The organism is Pseudoalteromonas sp. MM17-2, assembly GCF_022347945.1.
Taxonomy (GTDB): Bacteria; Pseudomonadota; Gammaproteobacteria; order Enterobacterales; family Alteromonadaceae; genus Pseudoalteromonas; species Pseudoalteromonas ruthenica.
Window position 1 is genome coordinate 114,888 of record NZ_JAKRFV010000022.1, and the last position, 16,805, is coordinate 131,692.

General features: G+C 47.5%; 15 protein-coding genes. 4 read left to right on the forward strand and 11 right to left on the reverse strand.

What is annotated here, in order from left to right:
* Positions 1–245: 245 nt before the first annotated feature.
* Complete coding sequence (locus MHM93_RS16155; RefSeq protein WP_239449811.1) at positions 246–479, reverse strand: hypothetical protein; 234 nt, start codon at positions 477–479, stop codon at positions 246–248.
* 316 nt (positions 480–795) lie between these two features.
* Here MHM93_RS16155 and MHM93_RS16160 point away from each other — a divergent pair, with 316 nt between their 5' ends.
* Together MHM93_RS16160 and MHM93_RS16165 are read left to right on the forward strand one after the other, a co-directional pair.
* Positions 796–1,521 carry a hypothetical protein gene (locus MHM93_RS16160; protein WP_239449812.1) on the forward strand — a complete coding sequence of 242 codons (726 nt, stop codon included), beginning with the start codon at positions 796–798 and terminating at the stop codon, positions 1,519–1,521.
* Positions 1,511–1,978, forward strand: a complete 468-nt coding sequence (locus MHM93_RS16165; RefSeq protein WP_130145930.1) for a hypothetical protein — start codon at positions 1,511–1,513, stop codon at positions 1,976–1,978. Before MHM93_RS16160 ends, MHM93_RS16165 begins: the two co-directional genes overlap by 11 nt.
* A 246-nt stretch (positions 1,979–2,224) precedes the next feature.
* On the opposite strand, the gene MHM93_RS16170 is transcribed toward MHM93_RS16165, so the two are convergent.
* The 6 genes from MHM93_RS16170 to MHM93_RS16195 all read right to left on the reverse strand — a co-directional run bounded on the left by MHM93_RS16170 (position 2,225) and on the right by MHM93_RS16195 (position 6,975).
* Positions 2,225–2,674, reverse strand: coding sequence for a hypothetical protein (locus MHM93_RS16170; protein ID WP_239449813.1), 450 nt, complete (start codon positions 2,672–2,674; stop codon positions 2,225–2,227).
* A gap of 122 nt (positions 2,675–2,796) precedes the next feature.
* Positions 2,797–3,858 carry a hypothetical protein gene (locus tag MHM93_RS16175; RefSeq protein WP_239449815.1) on the reverse strand — a complete coding sequence of 354 codons (1,062 nt, stop codon included), beginning with the start codon at positions 3,856–3,858 and terminating at the stop codon, positions 2,797–2,799.
* Between the two features lie 38 nt (positions 3,859–3,896).
* On the reverse strand, positions 3,897–4,700 hold the full coding sequence (locus MHM93_RS16180) for a PhzF family phenazine biosynthesis protein (RefSeq protein WP_239449816.1): 804 nt from the start codon (positions 4,698–4,700) through the stop codon (positions 3,897–3,899).
* A gap of 188 nt (positions 4,701–4,888) precedes the next feature.
* Positions 4,889–5,404 carry a hypothetical protein gene (locus MHM93_RS16185; RefSeq protein ID WP_239449817.1) on the reverse strand — a complete coding sequence of 172 codons (516 nt, stop codon included), beginning with the start codon at positions 5,402–5,404 and terminating at the stop codon, positions 4,889–4,891.
* A 318-nt stretch (positions 5,405–5,722) separates the two neighbouring features.
* On the reverse strand, positions 5,723–6,298 hold the full coding sequence (locus MHM93_RS16190; protein WP_053909647.1) for a hypothetical protein: 576 nt from the start codon (positions 6,296–6,298) through the stop codon (positions 5,723–5,725).
* Positions 6,298–6,975, reverse strand: a complete 678-nt coding sequence (locus tag MHM93_RS16195; protein WP_239449818.1) for an AHH domain-containing protein — start codon at positions 6,973–6,975, stop codon at positions 6,298–6,300. The genes MHM93_RS16190 and MHM93_RS16195 overlap by 1 nt, the downstream gene beginning before the upstream one ends.
* A gap of 161 nt (positions 6,976–7,136) precedes the next feature.
* On the opposite strand from MHM93_RS16195, the gene MHM93_RS16200 reads away from it, so the two are divergent.
* Entirely contained in the window at positions 7,137–7,418 is a 282-nt protein-coding gene (locus MHM93_RS16200; protein WP_343224175.1) for a GNAT family N-acetyltransferase, read from the forward strand.
* An 82-nt stretch (positions 7,419–7,500) separates the two neighbouring features.
* Here the strand turns inward: MHM93_RS16200 and MHM93_RS16205 are convergent, their stop codons facing one another.
* From MHM93_RS16205 to MHM93_RS16215, 3 genes are all read right to left on the reverse strand, one after another.
* Entirely contained in the window at positions 7,501–7,926 is a 426-nt protein-coding gene (locus MHM93_RS16205; RefSeq protein WP_138509268.1) for a hemerythrin domain-containing protein, read from the reverse strand.
* A gap of 240 nt (positions 7,927–8,166) precedes the next feature.
* The gene (locus MHM93_RS16210; RefSeq protein ID WP_239449820.1) at positions 8,167–10,230 is read right to left on the reverse strand and encodes a S9 family peptidase; all 2,064 of its coding nucleotides are present in this window, start codon (positions 10,228–10,230) and stop codon (positions 8,167–8,169) included.
* A gap of 275 nt (positions 10,231–10,505) precedes the next feature.
* Positions 10,506–13,187, reverse strand: coding sequence for a TonB-dependent receptor (locus MHM93_RS16215; RefSeq protein WP_239449821.1), 2,682 nt, complete (start codon positions 13,185–13,187; stop codon positions 10,506–10,508).
* A 128-nt stretch (positions 13,188–13,315) separates the two neighbouring features.
* Here MHM93_RS16215 and MHM93_RS16220 point away from each other — a divergent pair, with 128 nt between their 5' ends.
* Positions 13,316–15,337, forward strand: a complete 2,022-nt coding sequence (locus tag MHM93_RS16220; RefSeq protein WP_239449822.1) for a winged helix-turn-helix domain-containing protein — start codon at positions 13,316–13,318, stop codon at positions 15,335–15,337.
* Here MHM93_RS16220 and MHM93_RS16225 read toward each other — a convergent pair.
* Positions 15,334–16,662, reverse strand: coding sequence for a TonB family protein (locus MHM93_RS16225; protein WP_239449823.1), 1,329 nt, complete (start codon positions 16,660–16,662; stop codon positions 15,334–15,336). The genes MHM93_RS16220 and MHM93_RS16225 overlap by 4 nt on opposite strands.
* Positions 16,663–16,805: the final 143 nt, after the last annotated feature.

Genomic DNA, 16,805 nt, shown 5'->3' on the forward strand with positions numbered 1-16,805 from the left:
AGGATTAATTTAACTTACATTTTTATTACATGTCTATTATTCATACTCGAATAATGCATCCGCTCTAAAGTAAATCCGGCTATTCAAAGGGGGACTATCTGCTAGGTGCAAGCGAGTAAGGGCTCAAACGAGACGTCTTGTTCGGTAGAAAGTGATAAAAATTCACGTTGTGTCAGTGTGATCAGCGAGGTAACTGGGAGTAAAGGAGATAGCAGCACACAGGGCACTGCCACTATTTTTAGAACTTACTGGTGAGGACCTTGTTCGGGCTTGGGCTTGGACTCTGAACCCGATAACACATAACCTGCCACGGTACCGAGTAATGCCGCTAAGGTTTCACTGCCGAAGTCGGTGAGCACGGCAAGGATCAGCAGCGACGGTAAAAACACCATCACTCCCAGTGCTTTTATAGAGTTAGGACCAAAATCGGCATTGAGTACATGCAGGCGATAAAATGTCAGCGCTATGCCTGAAAGCATGGTAATCACCGCACCGACGATGGCGAGAAAGTGTATTCATGTTAAATCTGCCATTTCCATAGGGCGATATCCTTATTAGTTCATGACTGAGTGTCTACATAATGTTAATTGTAAACGAAAACAAAGGGGTATAACAGCTGAACCACTCTTTTCGCTGCCACTCACGTGCTGGTGATTGCGCTTATGCTCACTGTTCACTGATTAGGTGGATTGCTAGCTATGTTTTAAAAAGGCAACCCAACCACAGTGATATCAAGCAGGCCTTTTTATGATAAAAATGCTTCAATCAAAGGTGCAGAGCGTTTAAAGTAATACAGTGAGTAAACAAGGAAGTAATAAGCAAATGCAGTATAGCCAACTATCCAAAGGTGCGCGTCATCATATTAAAGCGGATCTCTTACCTGAGCGTGTCGCGCTGCAAACAAAAACGCACCATGTAATTGTGACCTTTCGTTTTTTGTTGCTGTTTTTCTCAATATCAGCGGCTGTGGTCGCGGTTTTTGATGATTCACTGTTTTATGCGGTGGTGGCACCTATTTTATTGATCCCTTGCCTTTTTTGTTGGCTTAAGAGCCATTATTTGGTGCTGGATGCAGCGAAAGGTCAAGCATATATAGAGTCACGTTTCGCGGGCAGAGCAAGCACTCCCATGCCTATGGGTCATTTGGAAAACGTTAAAATTGTGGTGCAACCCATCCCCAGCAGGGTTACGCACTATCAGTTTGCGTTATGTGGGCAAAGATATACGCTAGGGACCCTTGCTGACACCCAAGCGGCGGCCAGCTTTCTTGCGCAGCACTTCGGCTGCCAACTGAGCGTGAAAGAGAGTGTTACGGCTACGGAGCAAACGATTTCTTTCGGCACTGACAAAAGTGAAGTGCAAGCGGAAACCGTGCAAAACCAGACTACTGATACAGCCCCTCGCGTAGGCCGAGAACTGTATTTTTGGGATAAAACTGCGCTCGCTAAGTTTATTTTCGCTCCATTTGTTTTTTTGCTAGTGGTCGGCCTTATTGCCAAGGAGTTACATCGTGTCTTTTAAGCAAATTTCTAATGAATTAGCGGTACTAAACAAGGGCAGTAAAATCTTCGTTGCTCGGTTTATCGGTGTATTTATTACCCTTATTGGCGCGGCGAATTTGTTCTCAGTGGCCCGTGGTGATATGCCACTGTTTGTATGGGCGTCGGTCACTACACTTGGCCTTATCGGGTTGTTTGGTAGTTATGCGGTGTGGGTTGATAAGCGTAAACAGGCCGTGACTATACGCGCGAAGATGCTGTTTCCAATAAAAACGAAACATATTAAATTTGGTGATATCGAGGCGGTTGTTGTGGATGAGCGGATGTTAGACCGTCATGATGCGCGACTTTTTTTACAACTAACTAATGGCGATCGTTTCAACCTCGCTCCTAAAGGGTTTAAAAAACGTTTGGAGCGCGACGGTGAAGACCTCGCGAAGTTTATTGATATCCCCCTGCACGTCACCTACAAGCAGTAATCGCTTAGCACTGACACTGTGACCGCCAGCGGAAGAACTTTGACAAGGTGCGTTGGTATTCACGGGTGCATGCTGGCATTTTTTAGTGCGTAACTGCACCCGCTATGCGCGGTGGCGTATTGAGCATGGCTACTTGGTAAAAGCGGGTACACGCCGGTATGTTTGCCGCTAGGCTTACTCCAAGCGCTCAATAAAAATTAATTTAAACAACAAGTTACAAAATTAAAGGCCCCAGTAATAACAAAGCTATAGCCTTTTCCAGCGGGTGGTTAATCCAATTAGGAAGGTCGCGCCGTAACCTAGGCATAACAGCGAGCTTATCAACCAGAACAGCGCTGAGTTCCCCAATACAGAATGTTCACCGGTAGCGAGGTAGAGCCCACCCAAGGCACGTGCGCTAAGTACCAAGGTTATTAAGACCAAGGCTGTTTTTCTCAGCGGCAGCGCCCTTACTAACTGTGCAGCACTCAACGCATAGACCCCCCAGACAATGAGCACTATGCAGATCCCCAAGGTGACGAACGTGGGGTAGAGCTCACCGCGCGCGGCCATCTTTGCCATCGCCTCACCGGCTCCCATGGTGCGATACCCGTGCGCTCCTGCGAAAATGGTCAGTAAATGCGCCAGTGCGGCAAGAAAGCTTAACAGCGCAGCAATGACAAAAGCGCGTTTACCTATATCCTGGTAAGTGCTCATACACTAAAACCTCCTCAGTAAGTAGGCCATAAAGCACTGAGCCAAAGCAATAACCATCAATAATCCAACATTGCGGTAATAAACCGTGCTGACTAAAACCTAAGGTTTTCAACTCACCCCTGCTAGGGCGGAGATATCCCGGGTGACTGACACGCCCTGACGCGAAAGCGGTAGCCATAGGGCATACTATCATCCGGCGCAATTTCGACGATTTCGTAGTCGTTAAGCTCCACCGCTTTGACGCTGTTCGCTTTTTCGCAGCGGGAGAAGCTATCGGCTTCGTAGCTGTATGCGAACATGGCAATAAGGCGCTTGCTACGCTCAAAATAGCCCTTAGTGTGTAAAAACTGCTGGATGTTTTTTGCTGCCTCGGTGTCTCCCTCAACCTGCACTTCGGCGCTGTTGCCGGGTTGTTTTGCGCCCGAGTGTTGGGTGGGCAAATCTTGTTGGATTTTCTCGCTCAGTTGCTGCACCGCTTGCTCTTGACGAGCAGGCGAATCATCGACTAAGGCTTTACCCTCGCTAAAGCTGGCGGTGATATCATCGAGCACCGCCTCAGCAGGTTTGTCATCAACGAAGGAAATGATATTTACAATCACCACACTGGCGAGAAAGAACCGCACCAACGCGGTCATTAATGGCGAATAGCTCTGACTGATAAATTTAATGCGCTGCGAGCCAAAGGGTTTAATAAGCAGCAGTGCGACAATATAAAATGGTAGAAAAAGCTGTAACAACAGCAAGGTACATAAGGTGATACCCAGCGCCCAAGGGGGCAGGTACAATAATGTGGCAAAGTTATGGGTGTAGTTGAAGTGACTGGCCGACACTCCGGTAACTTCATTGACAATGCCACTGGCACTGGCGAGCACAAAGTTTGCGATGGTGGCATAGAACACTAAAATCAGAGCTTTACCTGCCAGTGAGTGCCACAGCTGGTTAAACTTAGGCCAAAACTCTACCACTAAAGCAATAATAGTGATGACAGTGGCCAGCCAGCCTGATTGCAGCACTACTAAGCAGACAATGGCAAGCAGGTAGAGCTTTTGGGCGCTGCCAAGGTTAAACCAAATCGTCTGGCAACGTTTTAACAGGCGCATTTTATGCGGCTGCCACTGGCTCTGTTGCCGCTGTATATGTTTATTTGCGCGCCAGCGCGCGACTTTGATACGTCTTAACACCATAGGGTATTATTTACCAAATAAGCGATTGTTGGCCACCGTCAGCTTGCAGCCGTGGCTATATGCAGGGTGCTTTGCGCGTAAAGCACAGCGTAGCCACTGACCAAAACATGCTCTGCATCTAATGAGCAAAATAACTCACCGCCACGGATGGATTTTTGCTTTGCGTGAAACTTGGTTTTACCTAGTTGCTCTGCCCAATAGGGAGTGAGTCCAGCATGGATAGAGCCGGTCACAGGGTCTTCATCACCGCCGTTAGCGGGCCAAAAATAGCGGCTGACAAAGTCGCAATCACTGCCTATGGCGCTCACTACCACATCGCGTGGTGCCAAGGTTTTTAACTGCTCACTGTTACTTTGCAATGAGAGCACGTCCTGTTCATCGTCATATATCGCAAAATAGGCCTGCGCGTTGGCCAACACCTGCTTTGGAGGGCGTGATAAACCTGCCAACAACGCCGCAGGAGTCTCTACTGCTTTAGGAGCAAGGTTGGGAAAGCGCATCTCAATACAACCATCATGGTGGCGCCATACCGTTAAATCACCGACCTGCTGAGTGGTAAAGCGGATGGTCTGATGACACTGAAAATATTCAAATAGCACGAAAGCCGAGGCTAACGTTGCATGACCGCAAAAGTCGATTTCCATCAGCGGTGAAAACCAGCGTATGGCATAGCCACCACTTGGGTGAGCAATGATAAATGCGGTTTCCGAGAGGTTGTTTTCACTGGCAATGTGTTGCATGAGTGCATCGGGTAATGGTGAATCAAGCACCACCACCGCCGCAGAGTTCCCGCCAAACTGCTCACGAGTGAAGGCGTCAATAATGTACATGCAAAGCTGCATAGGCTAAATCACCCAGTTAAAATCGCTGCGTTTAGAGTAATCAGTATATTCAGTGAAGGCAAGCTTAGGCCCGAAGTGCGCGCTTTGCAGCGGAGCTTACTTAGATAGAAAGTGAGTTATAAAGGGGTGATACAGCGAAGAGGCTTTGAGTGCTCCGCACAAGTTCACTCGCTGCATAAAAAGGGAACTTAACTGTGATATAGCTTAATCTCAATGATGATGAGGCTGTCGGTGATAGCGATTTGAACGTAAAACTCATCAAATTCACTACTGACGATATTATGCTGAAGTGGCGCATCAGCGAGATGCAGTTTACTGTTTTGTAGCGATTGCGAGAGCAGTTTTAACTCGTGCTCATCAAGAGCAAGTTTAGCAAGCATTAACACAGAAGCGTTCAATTGATTTGCAGCGGTGTCCATGTGCGGGCCGAGAACCATCAATGCCTGTTTGCCATAATGCTCACATGACCAATGCTTCACTGAAAATAAATTGCCATTAGCCAACACCCCTTTTACTTCGTTGCTCGACTCCAGCCACTGCTGAACGCTAATAGCTGGATTAGCGGCATACAGTTGTTTTTGGTTCTCTTTTTGCTCGTAAACGCATTCGTTGGCGGCGCATCCGACGCTGAATACCCCAAGGACTAGTGTAACAAGTAATGAGTATATGCGATTACGGGGGTGGGCGTGTCTACAAATTATCATGGTTGCGGAATCTCTAAGTGGTAAGCTGGATCTTTCGGTGGTGTAAGAAATTTAGACACTCGTGACTCTTTAACCGTAGTTTCAAACTGCTTTAGTCGAGTTAGGTTCGCGACTCAATTTAAAAGATACGTTAATACACAAATAGTGTCTACTTGGAATTTAAAGGGGTTAGCGATTACTTCATATTCACAAATAGTTGGGCAAGCAAGATGGTTTGTTTTTGTGCTATTAGTAGAGCGAGAATCTGTGCGTATTAAGTGAAGGCAGGTATATTACCATATTCTCAATATACCCACCTATAGATGGCTGCCGTATCAACTAATCAAATCGAGCAATTTCCTCAAAGGTAAGTCCTTTAAAGTTATGGGCCTGCACTGCACAAAATAGATTAGACATTATATCCTTATCATCTAAACGAGAGTCGAGTATATAAGTGCCCTCGAAACGGTCTTCTGGTATTTTGAAAATGCAGCTACGTTTAGGCAACTTATCTTGTACAAATACAGCTTTTTGCAAGCCAATGTTTAGCCCAGGAACCATGAAAGCGCTTTTTTCGATGTCTAAAATCCCTGCCTCTTGTCGTGTTACATTATAGTAATACCAAGTATCGTTACCGACAAAGAATGGTAACAACTCACCAGAAGCTTCCAATAACTGTGCGAGTTCATTTGCAACTGAATCTTGAATCGCCAGACCAAGCAGGTTTATTGCGGTAAAGTCACCCAATGGAGTGTCGGTTTCTTGATTATAATGTGCGTTAAAGTTTAGCAAGGTTGACTCTTTGGATTGACAATTAGGCTTCCATAAATCAGGTTCACAAAGGGATTCATCATCAGGAAAAATTGTTCTGTAATTATTCACGTCAGGCGTGATTTTATATATTACTTTGCTCATTAGTATCCGTATTTTCCTTCTTGTAAAGCTTTAGCGATGGCATGTAAAATTTGAACGCATTCATCACGTGTATTTGCCAATGATAACTGGTTCGTTATATTCAGGTAATACTGCACTGTATGAATTTTTGCATGATTTGACGCATCAGGCATCTGTGGATGAGGTATGTAGTTGTCATTTTTTGGCAAATAAACGCCGTTAGCAGGGTCATCTATTCGTATTTTAAACTTTGCTAGAATTTTTCTAGCAGCGCTAGCTAATTCATGAGTTCCTGAAACAATTGCATGAGTAGCCGTGTTCGGTGGCTTTTTACCTGAACCGGTAGCGGCCATGTAACGCGTCATTCTATTTGGTCTGTGTTTTTCCGTTAGAAGCATGTCCTTTGTCATAGTGCGAGCTTGTGAAGCATATTTTGAGTATGCCATAAGGCCGAATTTTATACTTCTAGTGGCTATTTGATTGTAGAGACGTGCAGCATGCTGAGCTATCTCTATTTCTGAAAGTTGGCGCTCTGTCTCTTTTAAGGTTTGGTCGAGAACGTCTGATATTAGTTTTTCCGAATCTGGGAAGCGATAAACTGCACCTGATTCTCTAATAGTTTGACGAATTCCTAATAGTAAATCAGCTGGTTCAATTTGAATCGCATGGACTTCTTTTTGGGTATCCATTTGAGCCATATAACATCCTTATTGCTAATGTTCAAAGGATGCATTTTGTATTATGTTGGCGACAAATTCAACAGATTAGTAGTAAGTTTGGATTGTCTAGTATCTAATGTTCAGAATCATTAATAGCTATCCAAGCGCGTTCGTTAGTAAATCATTACCAGCTTGTGTATGTGAAATCCTCACAAGGAGTGCTTGCGGTGGCAGGGTTTAGTGTTGGTGAAAAACTGGCTTGGGGTAAACACATCTATATTGAGGATTTAGTGACTAATGCGAAGTATCGCTCGCGTGGTGTAGGTCAATTTTTACTGGATTGGTTTAAAACTTATGCGCGGGCTAATAATTGTGAGCAAATTCACTTAGACTCGGGCGTTCAACGCTTTGCGGCACATCGATTCTATTTGCGTGAGGGTTTTAACATCGCCAGCCATCACTTCTCAATGGTGGATGTATAGCAAGGGTAAGTGGGCTTATCGCCTAGCTTGGATAGGGCTGCACCTAGTTTTCTAGATGCAGCGGCGTCATCACTGTTACGACTTAGTGCATATTCGCATCGTATTTTTGCGCCAAATCGTGTTTTTGTTTATCACTTAAGGCTCGCCCAGCTAATTGAAATACCTCTTGTTCTTCTTCATCTAAGTGATGGTGCACTTTGTGGTGTAACTTCTTCGCCGTTGCCAGCCAAGCAGGTGAACTCATATCTGTGCTTTCAAGCTCTTCGATCAGTTCGTCAATATCATGATGTTCGGCAATGCTGTGACGCGCTTTTTCTTGAGTTAGGTCTTTAAAAATAAGTGGGTCATAGAAGTAACGCTCCTCAAATTTGGCATGCTCTTGCAGCTCATGTTTGAGTTTTTCCAACAGGCCATGGCGTGTTTTAGTGTCACCGCTGGTCTCGATCAATTTATCAATGAGCTTACGTTGGGTGTCATGGTCATGACGTAGTGCTTCAAATATGGTCATAGTGTCTCCTTTCTACTTTGCTACCAACTACACAGAGCAAGTCAAATGCCACATTTCAAGTCCATGATTAGTAAATATTTTTTATTTTAAAGAAGTGAGGCAATGTAGCTTTTACAAGTAAAAATGGAAAATTCACCACACCAAGTCGCCATTTAGGCACGCGGGCGGAAGTCATACAACAGAACGTTAATTGTTAAGATGAAAAAGCCTGCGTGATGCAGGCTTCTCAAGGAGTACAGCTTAGTCCGCTTTGTTGGCGTCTTTCACTGCTTTTAATTTACTGGCGTGGTCAATTTTGTAATCAGGCATGTCTTTGTTGCCTTCCATCAGGTAATTATCCATCCAGCGCATTAATCGCAGGCTGTAGTCATACTGGGCAGCGACACGGCGGTTACCATGACCTTCACCAGGGTAGTACACTAAACGAACGTCTTTCCCTTGCACCTTCATGTAGCGATATAGCTCCATTGATTGCGCTGGGTGTACACGGGGATCGTCTTTACCATGCATAATCAATAGCGGTGTTTTTGACTGACCCGCCCAGTAAATTGGGCTACGTTCCAAATACCACTGCCATTTTTCCCATGGGTAAGAGCGTGCATGTACTAAGTACATTTCGTTGGAAATGTCGGTAGTACCGAACTTAGAAAGCTGGTTGGTCACGCCAACGAACATCACACTGGCTGCGAAATGCTCGGTTAATTTAGTGGCGCCCCAGGCTGATGCATAACCACCGTAAGAGCCACCGGTAATACCAACACGGTCGCTATCGACTAAGCCCATTTTTACCAAGTATTGCTTCATATCAACGAGATCGTCGAACTCTTTGCCAGCGTAGTCATTTTGGCCCAGCTTAGAGTATGCAACGCCTTTGCCTGTAGAGCCGCGATAGTTCGGATAAAAGACCGCATACCCGCGCGCCGCGCCCATTTGTCCTGGATCAGAATAACTGGTTACCCAGCCGTTCTTATCGTGACTTTCTGGACCGCCATGCACAGCCATGATCAGAGGGTAACGCTGACCTTCTTGATAATCCAATGGATATACCAAGACGCCGCCAATCTCTACACCATCGCGCGCTTCAAAGCTAAGCGCTTGCTGTTTGGCAAAGCGTTTATCGTTGAGCCATGGGTTTGAGTCGCTTAGGCGCGTTGCCTCATCACCACGGATCATAAATACATCGTTCGGGTGCTTGGCGGTGTTAGCGCGCAGCGCGATAGTTTTATCCGAGTCAGACACGCTCAAACGACTGGCAATAAATTCGCCTTGCTCAATTAGGGTGTCATAGTCCTCATCGCCTACCTCAATTTGCCCAACAAAGGTCTCGGGGCTTACAGCGGCAATAAAGTTAAGGGTGTTTTCGGTGTTGGCCCATTCAATATCGGCAATGTGGCCCATAAAGTCAGGTAACCACTGTTTAATCTCACCACTTTGCGTATCGGCTAGATATAAACGGCCGGTGGCAGGGTCGTGTTTATCTTCGGCGCCTAAGATAGCTACATAACGGCCATCATGAGAAAGTTCGGCATCGCCTAATTTCCCTTCTGTTTTAAACGACAGCGTAACGGCCTTGCTTTGGACATCAAACAAGTGCCACTGCGACTTCATGTATTTATCATCAATCAATGCAGTCGGCTGAGTTTTGACTAATAATTTGCTGCCATCGTCAGCATAGTTCATGTCGCTAACATAGCCATCAATGTTAATTGCTTCAGGGTCGAGCGGTTTGTCAGCTTTGGCCAGATCAATTAAGTGCAGTTGCTTGTTTTTCAGCCCTTGCTCATACACCTCAGCCATAAAGCCTAATTTTTTTAGCTCTTTTTCCGACTTATCTTTGCTTGGCATGGCCAGGATTGCGACTTGCTTGCCTGTTGGGCTAAGTTCGTAGCTGGAGATTGAGCGGCCTTTGAGGGCAAACACTTGCTGCGCTTGACCACCGTCTACCGGAATGTGGTACAAGGCGGTGTGCTTGTCTTCGCCTAGTTTGGCGAGGAAATAGATGTCTTGACCGTCTGCTGACCAGCTAATGCTTTTAATATTTACCTTGCCGGTAATAAAAGGGCGCTCTACGCCTTCGTCATCAACCACATAGAGTTCACTGTAGTTGTAGCCATTTTTATCAACGTACAGCTCGCGTGGTAAAGAGCGCGTAAAGGCAACCTGCTCACCATCTGGACTGATAGCGGTTTGGATCACACTTTTAATTTTCGGAATATCTTCAACGGTAATGGTATCACTGGCCTGGGCCGATAGGCTGGTGCCCATGGCTGTTGCCAGCGCTAACGCTGTTGTCAGTAGTTTCATGTTAGTCCTTCACTTGTTATTAGCTTTGGCTATTGTACAAAAGCAACAAGTGAAAGCCAGTGTTTGCGCTCAAGGTCACACTGGCTGCGATAAAAGGGCCCCATGTTGGAGCCCCTAAGGTTGGGATTGGGTTTACTATCTATGCAATGACTAAAAACATTAGCGAGTACGTTTGCGCACTCTCTTTATTAGCTACCACTAAGACGCGCTAAACAGCTAATAATTCCGTGTTTTACATACTATTACCCAAGTTGACAGAAAGTTACATTTCGCCTTTAAAATGTGTAGCGCAGGCCCGTGTAAAAACGCCGACCATTTTCGTAGATGCCGGTGGGCGCCAAGTGACTACGCTCATACAGGTAGGCGATTTCATTATTGAGATTGATCACATCTAGGTTCAGTTGTAATTGCTCGGTCAGATTGACGCGAACGCTGGCGTCAAGTTGGCCATAGTTGTCCATGAAGGTTTCGCCTACGCCGGTGGCATAGCGGGTCCGGTAGTTGTAAGCCAAGCGAACATCAAACAATGGCTGTTGATAATAGACAGAAAAATTCATCGAATGCTTGGACGTCCCGGGGATGGCATTGAGTGCCCCCGCAGAGTGAGCTTCACGAGAGCCTTGTACATAAGTGTAATTGGCCAGCACCCCAAAGCCATACCAAAACTCATGCTGTAATGCGAGTTCTGCACCGGTTATGGTGCCGCCCGCACCATTGGTGGGCCTATCAATGGTCATCAAAATGCCCTCATGCTCCTCCTGTCGGCGCTCGAACTCAATAAACGAAGCAATGTCTTTCATAAACACGGTGCCAGAGAGCAAACCTATATCATTAAAATACCACTCTAAGGCGGCGTCAAATTGGTTGGCGCGATAAGGGTCAAGTTGTGGATTGCCGCCTTGGCCTTGCGCTTGGGTGACGTTGTAGTTGGTCGAGGGCATAAGGTGATGATACTGCGGACGAGACATCACTCGCGCCGCACCAAGGCGTAGCAGTAAGTTGTCACTTAAGTGGCTACTGAGGTTTAAGCTAGGTAAAAAATCCCAGTAGTGGCGGCGGCTTTGTTGCCATTGCCCGAGTTGTACAGTACTGGCGTTTGCCACTGAATGGGTTCGGCCCGAGTGGGCTGGGCCGGCATAGGCCTCGGCTTGCTGCTCGGTGGCCACCAAGCGCACTCCCAGGTTCCCTTGCCAGGTGTCAGCCCCTACCTGAAGCTGGGTATAACCGGCCAATGAACGCTCGTTAATTTCAAAGCGGCTGGGCCGCTCTTCGTACTGATGAAAGTCAATACTACGATATTGCCTTGCCAGCGCTTGGGTATCGGCATAGGCGTAACGTTTCAAAGTATCGCTGCTGCCAATATGGCGTAAATAGTGCTCAGGGAAGGGCGCTGAAAATTGACTTAGACGCCAGCCTAAATCTCCGGCTAAACCAGTGTAATCGCCGCCAATAGAGCGCCGACGAGTGAAGCTTCGTTGGTGGTCGCGGGCTTTGATACCCAGCTCTATTTTATTAATAACGCTATGATCCACCGCGCGAGTGATGTCAATTTGGGTATACCACTGCTCATCTTCGGCATCCTGAGCGTCATTGCGAATGTCACTGAGTAACCACTGCTGTGCATCGGTGGCCGCTACCTCATATTCAGCGATGATGTTTTGTCGCTGGCGAGTGTCGACACGAAATGCGGTATTTGCCGAAAACTGTGTGGTGTGGTCTTCTCGTGTGCCACCACTGCCTCGACTCATGCCGAGTTGGTACTGGGCTTCCCATAACCCTCGCTGCCAGGTGGCGGTGAGGGTATTGCTGGTGGTGGCGATGGCTGAATCTCTCCATATAGCTTCCATCGCGGTGTTAAACGGTTGCGAGCTGGGGTTATCTGCAGGCACTTGGGTATATGCGCCGTAGGCGAGCACATTATCGATAACATGATAATCACTGAGATGGCCACCGCGAGCATACACATTACTGGGTTGCCAAAGAAAATTCTGATTGGTGTTGTCAGCATCCAAATGCGAGTACAAGGAGGTCAAGGCAAATCGCCAACGCGGATTGGGTACGTACTGCGCGGCAATCATCAAGGTATTTAGCTCCCGCTGTTGCTGAAATACGGCTGAGCCACCGCCCCCGGGTGACCAAAGCTGGATGCTTTGAGCCGGGTTTTGCTCTTCAAGCAAGGGGTATAAGCGTGTGCCTTGCTGGCTGAAATGGCGGTCATCCCAACCCCAAGACTCCAGTCCATCGCGACGCACACTGCGTTGATTATGGGTGTAACTCACGATGACGCCCAAGGTATGAGCGGGATTTTGCCATTCACTATGGAGCGTAAATTGAGGGTCGAAGGCGCGGCTAAGATCGTTATATTGCAGCTGCGCGGCGAGCACGGTCCTTGGCGCATAGTTATCAAGGGGAGAGGGGGTGGTGATATTAATGGCCCCCCCTAAAGAGCCCTCGTCATGCTTAGCTTGTGGGGTTTTTAATACACTCACCGAGTGGACAATTTCGCTTGGTAATAAGGTAAAGTTGAAGCCGCGATTAGGTAAGCTGGAGATCCACCAATCGCTACTTGCTAGATATTGGCCGTTTAAATAAGTACGGTTTTGTTCAGCGGTGGTGCCGCGCACACCGATACGCTCACCTTCTCCTTGCGCTCTAAATAAGGAAATGCCGGTTAATCGTTGCAGGGCCTCGGCGACATTTTTATCAGGAAACTGGCCGATGTCTTCTGCATTGATCACTTCACTGACACCATTGTGGTGCCGTTTTTCACTGAGTGACTTGACAGCGCTGTCACGAAAGCCCCGAATTTCAATGGTTTCTAAGCCTTTAATGCTCACCTTAGTGCGCGAAGGCTGGGTTTGTTGCTCGGCATATGCCAAAAAAGGCACGCTTAAGATGAAATAAAATGTTAATCTAGCGAAAGATAAATAACGACGACTGGGTGTTAGGGCACGCATCTTCAACCTCACCATGCTCAGTAAAATCAAGCTAAGCGACTAATAAAAGCGCAAAGTTGAGGTATCATATCGTGCTTGGCAATCATTAACCACTTTTTAACCTTGCGAACATTTTGAATAACCCGGCTGTGGCAAATCAATCATGTTATATAGGCGATATCCTTGCCGACTTTGCGGCCATGCGCGTGCGTCGCCAGGGTCGTTGGTATCCTTTGGAGGCAAAGCAATGTGCGCTGTTGCGGGTACTTGCCGAGCGTCCGGGCGAGGCCGTGAGTCGCGAGCACATCCTCAATGCGGTATGGGGCGATGTGGTGGTGAGCGATAACTCGTTGAGCCAATTGGTCACCCAGCTGCGCAAAAAGTTAGCCGATGATAAGGGGCAACCTCGATTTATTAGAACCGTCCCGCGCATTGGCTATCAACTTATTGCTGAGGTTACGCCTGTGACTATTCAGCATTCTGCGTTTAATAAGCGGTTGCCTTGGCTCGGGGTAGCAGCACTTGCACTGGCCCTTGTTATCCTGATGTGGGTGTGGCCGAAAGGCTCTTCAGTGCAGCACTTTAGTGAACAATACCGGGCTTCCTCAGCTCCCGGTGGCGAGACCCATTTAACGCTTTCACATCATGGCCGCTATTTAGCCTATTCGCAACGTGCTGAAAACCGCCGGCATTTTGATTTAATGATTTACGACACTCATAGCCATGCCCACCACAGCATTCGCACTTCAGGGTATAGTGAACAGGCGTTGGCCTTTTCCAAAGACGGTCACTGGCTGCTGTATGAGCGCCTTGATGCATTTGGCTGTGACTTACGTCTTTTGCCGACATCGCAGCCCGTTGAGCTTTGGCGTCTAGCAAAAGACATCAGTTTAGGGCACTGTCAGCAACGAGTGGGAGGCAGCCCGGTGTTTTGGCCCAGTGCCGACACGGTATGGCTATTTGAATGGCACCAAGGTGAGATTGCTCTGGTGACGTATCGCTTGCAATTGCAGGCCCGAGCGCACTTAACCCAGCGCCAAGTTATTGCTCAGCTGCCTAGTACAGTGGCGGCGTTAAGCCAGGATAATCAGTTGGCGTATGTGGTCAGCGAACGAAATCAGTTCCAGGTTTGGGTGCGACATATCGATAGCGGCTCACAACAACAGTTGTTTACCTCCACTCACCCCATTCAAAGTCTTACTTGGTCTGAAAATGGACTTTGGGTGGGTGCGCAAAAGCTGCACCTGGTTACCTTAGATGGTGGGAAGCAAAGCTTTGGCGACACCGCTGCGTTAGGTCAGGATTTGAGTGTAAGTCATAGCGAAGCGGGCACGCGAGTGGTGCATAATGAGGGGAGTTTTGGAGTCAACCTTTTTGCCGCCACGTGGCGCTCACCGGGGACGCTTCATTCAGCCCAGTTAAGTTCATCAACACGCCTTGATGTGATCCCCACTTTGTCAGCCAATGGCGAGCAGCTGGCTTACGTATCATATGCCAAAGCAGGCGATCCTAGGAACTTGCCCGTTGAAATTTGGCAAAAGCGCCAGCAGCAAAGCTCACCAAGCTTATTAGCTTCATTCCCTGCTAATACCCGCATTAAATCTATGCGCTACTCCCACGATGGCGATTACTTATTGATACACAGCGTTGATAATAGCTTGTATTTACTGCATGTGTTCTCGCGCACCTTGGTGCAGATAGTGGATCCCCACTATGGCCTGAAGATGGCGCAGTTTAGCGCCAATGATAAGCACATCCAGTATCATATCCGCCATGATGAAAACGCGCCATGGAAGGTATGGAAATATGATTTAGACTCTCGAGTGGCGTCCCCTAGCAGCGCTAAACTAGCGCCACAAAATGAGCCTTTAGCAGTGTGGCAAGCACGTATTAGCGCCTTTATCCCCAGCGATGTGATTGCTGATTCAATGCGCATCTATCGACCGGCGATATTCAAAGGGGGCATTTATTATGTGATTCGCCAAGGGCATCAGCTGAGTTTGTATCGTTACACACACAATCCAAGGCAGAATACGTATATTGGAGAGCTTGGTTTTTATGGTTACGGCGCCGATGTATCGTTGTCTTTGGCGACATCCAGCGATGGCTCGCGTTTAGTGTACAACCAAGTTACTGACTTTGAGTACGATATCGTCATCAATACCCTTTAATCTTGATAGGCAGCCTCAGACCAGCCTCGTGACTGTGCTTGTTGTCGGGCTTGCGACATAAGCTGCTGATAGGGTTGGCCGCGATGCTTATTAAATAGGGCCTGTGCCCACAATAAGTCAGGGTGCGTGTTGTCCTGTTGTTGTGCTTGATTCAGCCAAAAAGTTATGTCTTGCTCAGCGCTTTTTGGCTCCTCAAGTAGCAGCTGCACCAGGTCAATCTGAGCGCGTAAATGACCTTGCTTGGCGCTGCGTTTGAGCCACATTTTGCGCTCGGAGTTGGTGGTGTGTAAGCTCAAGGTCCATTGCGCAGCGCTCAGTTGATTGTGGGCGGCCACACGAAGCCAATTTAGGCCAATCTGGCGAGTGCGTGGATCACTGTTGTTAAGCAATTTTTTTGCTAAGCGGTACTGCGCTTTAGCGTTGTTATTTTGCGCGCTGGCGCGCAATAAGGTGATGTTGGCATCGTTATCTGGCCAGTGCGCTTTAAGTAATTGACTGACATTGTACTGCTCAGAGCTGAGCCAAGTGGCAATGCGGTACTGAATGTCGCTTTGTCCTTGCTCTGCCGCTTCGACAAGCGCACTGATCTCTTCTGCATAAAGGCGTTGTTGGCGAGTGAAACTTTGTCGATAACGCTCACCTTTATGAGTATTGAAGTGATACAGCAAGGAACGCCCGCGACGGGCATTTTGGCTTTCGGGCGGGACATAACGCCAGCGCTTTAGCGCTGCGAGAACGCTTTCTTCAAACACATGGGGTGGGTAGGCATCAATAACCACGGTATTTTTTACCGCGCCACTGGCGTCAATATCGAACTCGGCCCAAACCCAGCCCTCTATGCCTTTTTCAATCGCATGGCTGGGGTAGTTAGGTTGTACTTGATAGGTCGTACTGAGCATAGAGGTATTGCCAAGGTCACTGTTTTCGAACCCCAAGCGGCGATTATGCTCTTTAAAATCGAATTGATGCGTCAACTGCGTGAAGATCTCGCTGTGCTTGGGGTTATGCTCTAGTTGTTGCGCAATGAGGCGGGCATGGTTATCGGCTGCAGATAAGCCATAATCACCGGCTAACACAAAGTAACTAAAAGCTTTATTGAGGTTTTGCTCACGGCCTTGGCCGTGTAAATTCATCACCGCCAAATTATAGAGTGCATCGACATTACCCAGCGTCGCTAGGGTTTTAAATTGCTGATACGCCTCAGTGTATTGTTGCGCTTGGTAGGCTTTGGTGGCACTAGCAAGATCGCCACGTACCGGCAGCGCATAACTGAGCGATACCAACAATATAACAAAGGTCGTTGAGGCGAGGTTAGTACGGCGCAATATAAGTAAAGCCTATTAATATCAGCAACAAAGCGCTTCTTCTGGCGATTTAAAACGACTCAATTGTACAAACTAAGTGAAAAAAAAGCTAACAGCATATAATCCTTGGCACCTTGCCAAAGGGCTATTAGCTTCCCCACTAG

Coding starts and splice junctions, on each gene's coding strand:
- MHM93_RS16155 (WP_239449811.1), bottom strand. CDS start 479: ATGCTTTCAGGCATAGCGCTGACATTTTATCGCCTGCATGTACTCAAT.
- MHM93_RS16170 (WP_239449813.1), bottom strand. CDS start 2,674: ATGAGCACTTACCAGGATATAGGTAAACGCGCTTTTGTCATTGCTGCG.
- MHM93_RS16175 (WP_239449815.1), bottom strand. CDS start 3,858: ATGGTGTTAAGACGTATCAAAGTCGCGCGCTGGCGCGCAAATAAACAT.
- MHM93_RS16180 (WP_239449816.1), bottom strand. CDS start 4,700: ATGCAGCTTTGCATGTACATTATTGACGCCTTCACTCGTGAGCAGTTT.
- MHM93_RS16185 (WP_239449817.1), bottom strand. CDS start 5,404: ATGATAATTTGTAGACACGCCCACCCCCGTAATCGCATATACTCATTA.
- MHM93_RS16190 (WP_053909647.1), bottom strand. CDS start 6,298: ATGAGCAAAGTAATATATAAAATCACGCCTGACGTGAATAATTACAGA.
- MHM93_RS16195 (WP_239449818.1), bottom strand. CDS start 6,975: ATGGCTCAAATGGATACCCAAAAAGAAGTCCATGCGATTCAAATTGAA.
- MHM93_RS16205 (WP_138509268.1), bottom strand. CDS start 7,926: ATGACCATATTTGAAGCACTACGTCATGACCATGACACCCAACGTAAG.
- MHM93_RS16210 (WP_239449820.1), bottom strand. CDS start 10,230: ATGAAACTACTGACAACAGCGTTAGCGCTGGCAACAGCCATGGGCACC.
- MHM93_RS16215 (WP_239449821.1), bottom strand. CDS start 13,187: ATGCGTGCCCTAACACCCAGTCGTCGTTATTTATCTTTCGCTAGATTA.